At 73.4% G+C, this 3,700-nt stretch carries 4 protein-coding genes; 2 read left to right on the top strand and 2 right to left on the bottom strand.

What is annotated here, in order from left to right:
- Positions 1 to 74: 74 nt before the first annotated feature.
- Both phoP and ABT247_RS32520 read right to left on the bottom strand, forming a co-directional pair.
- Positions 75 to 770 (bottom strand): two-component system response regulator PhoP, encoded by a 696-nt coding sequence (phoP, locus tag ABT247_RS32525; protein ID WP_030061050.1) that lies wholly within the window; start codon positions 768 to 770, stop codon positions 75 to 77.
- Positions 767 to 2,218 carry a sensor histidine kinase gene (locus tag ABT247_RS32520; RefSeq protein WP_350750025.1) on the bottom strand — a complete coding sequence of 484 codons (1,452 nt, stop codon included), beginning with the start codon at positions 2,216 to 2,218 and terminating at the stop codon, positions 767 to 769. The genes phoP and ABT247_RS32520 overlap by 4 nt, the downstream gene beginning before the upstream one ends.
- Before the next feature lie 306 nt (positions 2,219 to 2,524).
- On the opposite strand from ABT247_RS32520, the gene phoU reads away from it, so the two are divergent.
- Positions 2,525 to 3,214 carry a phosphate signaling complex protein PhoU gene (phoU, locus tag ABT247_RS32515; protein ID WP_350750022.1) on the top strand — a complete coding sequence of 230 codons (690 nt, stop codon included), beginning with the start codon at positions 2,525 to 2,527 and terminating at the stop codon, positions 3,212 to 3,214.
- A 245-nt stretch (positions 3,215 to 3,459) separates the two neighbouring features.
- The gene (locus ABT247_RS32510) at positions 3,460 to 3,639 is read left to right on the top strand and encodes a hypothetical protein (protein WP_350750019.1); all 180 of its coding nucleotides are present in this window, start codon (positions 3,460 to 3,462) and stop codon (positions 3,637 to 3,639) included.
- Positions 3,640 to 3,700 lie beyond the last annotated feature (61 nt).

Below are 3,700 nucleotides of genomic sequence, written 5' to 3'. Positions count from 1 at the left end.
GGGCCTTCCGCGTGTCGGAGGTCCTGCGGGCCGGGCGCGACGGCCCGGGCCCACCGTTCCCGCCGCTCGGCGGCCTACGGCTCGAACTTGTAGCCGAGGCCGCGGACGGTGACCAGGTAGCGGGGCGCGCCCGGGTCGGGCTCGATCTTGGCCCGCAGGCGCTTCACGTGGACGTCCAGGGTCTTGGTGTCGCCGACGTAGTCCGCGCCCCAGACCCGGTCGATCAGCTGCATGCGGGTCAACACCCGGCCCGCGTTGCGCAGCAGCATCTCCAGCAGGTCGAACTCCTTGAGCGGCAGGTCGACCTTGGCGCCGTCCACCGTCACCACGTGCCGGTCGACGTCCATCCGGACCGGGCCCGCCTCCAGGGCGCCCGGGCCGCCGCCGTTCTCGCCCGCGCCGCCGTCCTCGCCGCGGCGGCGCAGCACCGCGCGGATCCGGGCGACCAGCTCCCGGGTCGAGTACGGCTTGGTGACGTAGTCGTCAGCGCCTATCTCCAGCCCGACGACCTTGTCGATCTCGCTGTCCTTGGCGGTCACCATGATCACCGGGACGTTGGAGCGCACCCGGAGCTGGCGGCAGACCTCGGTGCCCGGGAGACCCGGCAGCATCAGGTCGAGCAGGACGAGGTCGGCGCCGTTGCGTTCGAACTGCTCCAGGGCGTCGGGCCCGGTGGCGGCGACGGCCACCTCGAAGCCCTCCTTGCGGAGCATGTACGAGAGGGCGTCGCTGAACGACTCCTCGTCCTCGACCACCAGTACTCGGGTCACGATCGGGCCTCCGGGGCAAGCGTGGTTGGGGTTGTCAGGGGTTCTTTCCGCTCCCCGGCGGAGAGCGGATGGGCCGTGCCGTGCGGACGGTCCGGGGTGAGGGTTCGTGGGGCGGTCCCGTCGGCAGCGTCGACGGAGACGTCAGCGGCGGCACCGGTGTCGGCGTCGGCGTCGGCAGCGGCGGGGCGGTCGCCGGTGGACCGGTCGCCGTCGGCTTCGCCGGCGGGGCGGTCGTCGGCGGGCGCCTGTCCTGCGGGCAGCCGGAGGGTGAAGGTCGACCCCTGGCCCTCGACGCTCCACACCGAGACCGTGCCGCCGTGCGAGGCGGCGACGTGCTTGACGATGGACAGGCCGAGGCCGGTCCCGCCGGTCTGCCGGGAGCGGGCCGGGTCGACCCGGTAGAAGCGTTCGAAGACCCGCTCGCGGTCCTTCTCGGAGATGCCGATGCCCTGGTCGGTCACCGAGACCTCGATCAGCTCGCCGTCCGCCTCGCCGAGCGCCGCGGCGCTCGAGATCCGGCGGGTGGCGATCGCCACCCGGGTGCGGGGCGGACTGTAGTTGACGGCGTTCTCCACCAGGTTGCCGAGGGCGGCGGCGAGCTGGCCCCGGTTGCCGTGCAGGTAGAGCCCGGCGATGCCGCCGGCCGCGATCAGGATCTGCTTGGCGGCGGCCTGCTGGCGGCAGCGGTCGATCGCCTCGGCGATCAGCTCGTCCACCGCGACCGGCTCCGGATCGGCCATCAGCCGGTCGTCCTGGACCCGGGAGAGGTCGATGATCTCCTGCACCAGGCTGGCCAGGCGGGTCGCCTCGACCTGCATCCGGCCGGCGAAGCGCTGCACCGCCTCCGGGTCGTCGGCCGCGTCGGCGACCGCCTCGGACAGCAGGGACAGGGCACCCACCGGAGTCTTGAGCTCATGGCTGACGTTGGCGACGAAGTCCCGGCGGACGGCCTCCACCCGGCGGCGCTCGGTCTGGTCCTCGACCAGCACCAGCACCAGTCGGGAGCCCAGCGGGGCGACCCGGACCGACACCGCGAGCGGCTCCGCGGCACGGGCGGCGCCCGGGCGGGGCACCTCCAGCTCGACCTGCCGGATCTCGCCGTCCCGGCGGGTGGCGCGCGCCAGTGCGAGCATCGGGTCCACGGCGACCGCGCCGCCGCGCACCAGGCCCATCGCGTACGCCGCCGAGCTGGCCTTGACCACCTCGTCGCCCTCGCCCAGCACGATCGCGCAGGAGCGCAGCACGGAGAGTACGGTGTCCACCCCCGGCGGGAGCGGGGGTTCCGGGTTGCCGGTGCCCAGTGCCTGGTACCGGCCGTAGTGCCTGCCGCCGGGCTGCCTGCCCTTGGCCTGCTCGCGCTCGCTCCAGCGGAAGGCGATGGAGGCGGTGAGGCCGACGCCGAGCCCGGCTATGGCACAGGCGGCGGCAGCGGCCACGTTCACGTCCATGTGGCCAGCGTAAGCGTACGGCCAGGGCACTCCCCAAGGGCTGGATCAAGGCATCGACCACGCGTTGCCGAGAATTCACCTTCACGTAGCTGCCGATTCACCGCACCGGCCGTACGACGTCGCCCGAACGGCGGAGGGTTGGCTGTGCAGCCCGTGTGGGAGAGAACGGCGCGGCCGCCAGCGGCCACCGTCTCAGGTGTGCGCGTACGATTCGCGCCACCAGCAGCGGTCACCCGGACGCCGGAACGGCGGTCGGACGGGCTGACCGGTCGGCACCGCCACCGACACAGCTACTGAGGAGAGAACATGCGCGACGCGTACCACGAGGAACTGGACTCGATCGGCGACGGCCTGGTCGAGATGGCCCGGCTGGTCGGCTCGGCCATGGGGCGGGCCACCACCGCCCTCCTCGACGCGGACCTGGCGCTGGCGGAGAGCGTCATCGCCGCCGACGAGAAGGTCAACGACCTCCACCACGAGCTGGAGAACCGCGCCATCGACCTGCTCGCGCGGCAGCAGCCCGTCGCCACGGACCTGCGCATCGTGGTCACCTCGCTGCGGATGAGCGCCGACCTGGAGCGCTGCGGGGACCTCGCCCGGCACGTCGCCAAGGTCGCGCGGATGCGCTACCCGGAGACGGCCGTGCCGACCGACCTCCAGTCCACCGTCCTGGAGATGGGGCAGCTCGCCCAGCGGCTGGTGGCCAAGACGGGCCTGGTGATCGCCACCAAGGACGTCGACAAGGCCCTGGAGCTGGAGCAGGACGACGACGCCATCGACAGCCTGCACCGCGAGCTGCTGTCGCACCTGATCGACGACCGCTGGCACCACGGCATCGAGACCGCCGTCGACATCACCCTGGTCGGCCGCTACTACGAGCGCTTCGCGGACCACGCGGTGTCGGTCGCCAAGCGCGTCGTGTACCTGGTGACGGGCGAGCACGTGGCCGAGTTCGTGGCCGCCACCGAGGCGGCGGGAGCCGTCGAGGCGGGATGACGGGGTCGGCGGGTGACCGGCGCGGCGGGTGACCGGCGCGGCGAGTGACCGGCAGGGGCGGGTGGCAGGCCCGGCGGGTGACCGGCTCTCCTCCCGGAAGTGGGTAAACCTGCGGCGAGGGTGGTGCGGGCGCACGTTCCCCCGTACGTCCCACCACTGCGCGCCTGTTGACGCTCCCTCCGATCGGCCGCTTCACTCGATCTCGGGGGCACAGGAGTGCGCCCGTCAGAGGAGGGAAGAGCTCGATGAAGGCCAACCCGAGCCGACCGGCAACCGCCCATGACCCCGTCGAGCCGCCCGCCCCGAAACTGCTGCCCGTCCTCGCGGCCGGCTGCGGCTGCGGCCCGGGCTGCGGATGCGGCTGCCAGTCCGGCGCGCCCTGCCAGTGCGGCGGCGCGGACGGCGGCTGCTGCGGCGGCCACTGAGGAAACCGCCACCGAGGCGTCACGGGGTGCACGGCCGCCGAGCGGCCGGGCACCCCCCCGC

The organism is Kitasatospora sp. NPDC001539 (assembly GCF_040298565.1).
Taxonomy (GTDB): domain Bacteria; phylum Actinomycetota; class Actinomycetes; order Streptomycetales; family Streptomycetaceae; genus Kitasatospora.
This window is presented reverse-complemented; position numbering and strand designations above follow the sequence as displayed.

What these genes read in the sequence shown, in the direction of transcription:
- phoU (WP_350750022.1), top strand. Translation starts at nt 2,525, where the DNA reads ATGCGCGACGCGTACCACGAGGAACTGGACTCGATCGGCGACGGCCTG.
- ABT247_RS32510 (WP_350750019.1), top strand. Translation starts at nt 3,460, where the DNA reads ATGAAGGCCAACCCGAGCCGACCGGCAACCGCCCATGACCCCGTCGAG.
- ABT247_RS32520 (WP_350750025.1), bottom strand. Translation starts at nt 2,218, where the DNA reads ATGGACGTGAACGTGGCCGCTGCCGCCGCCTGTGCCATAGCCGGGCTC.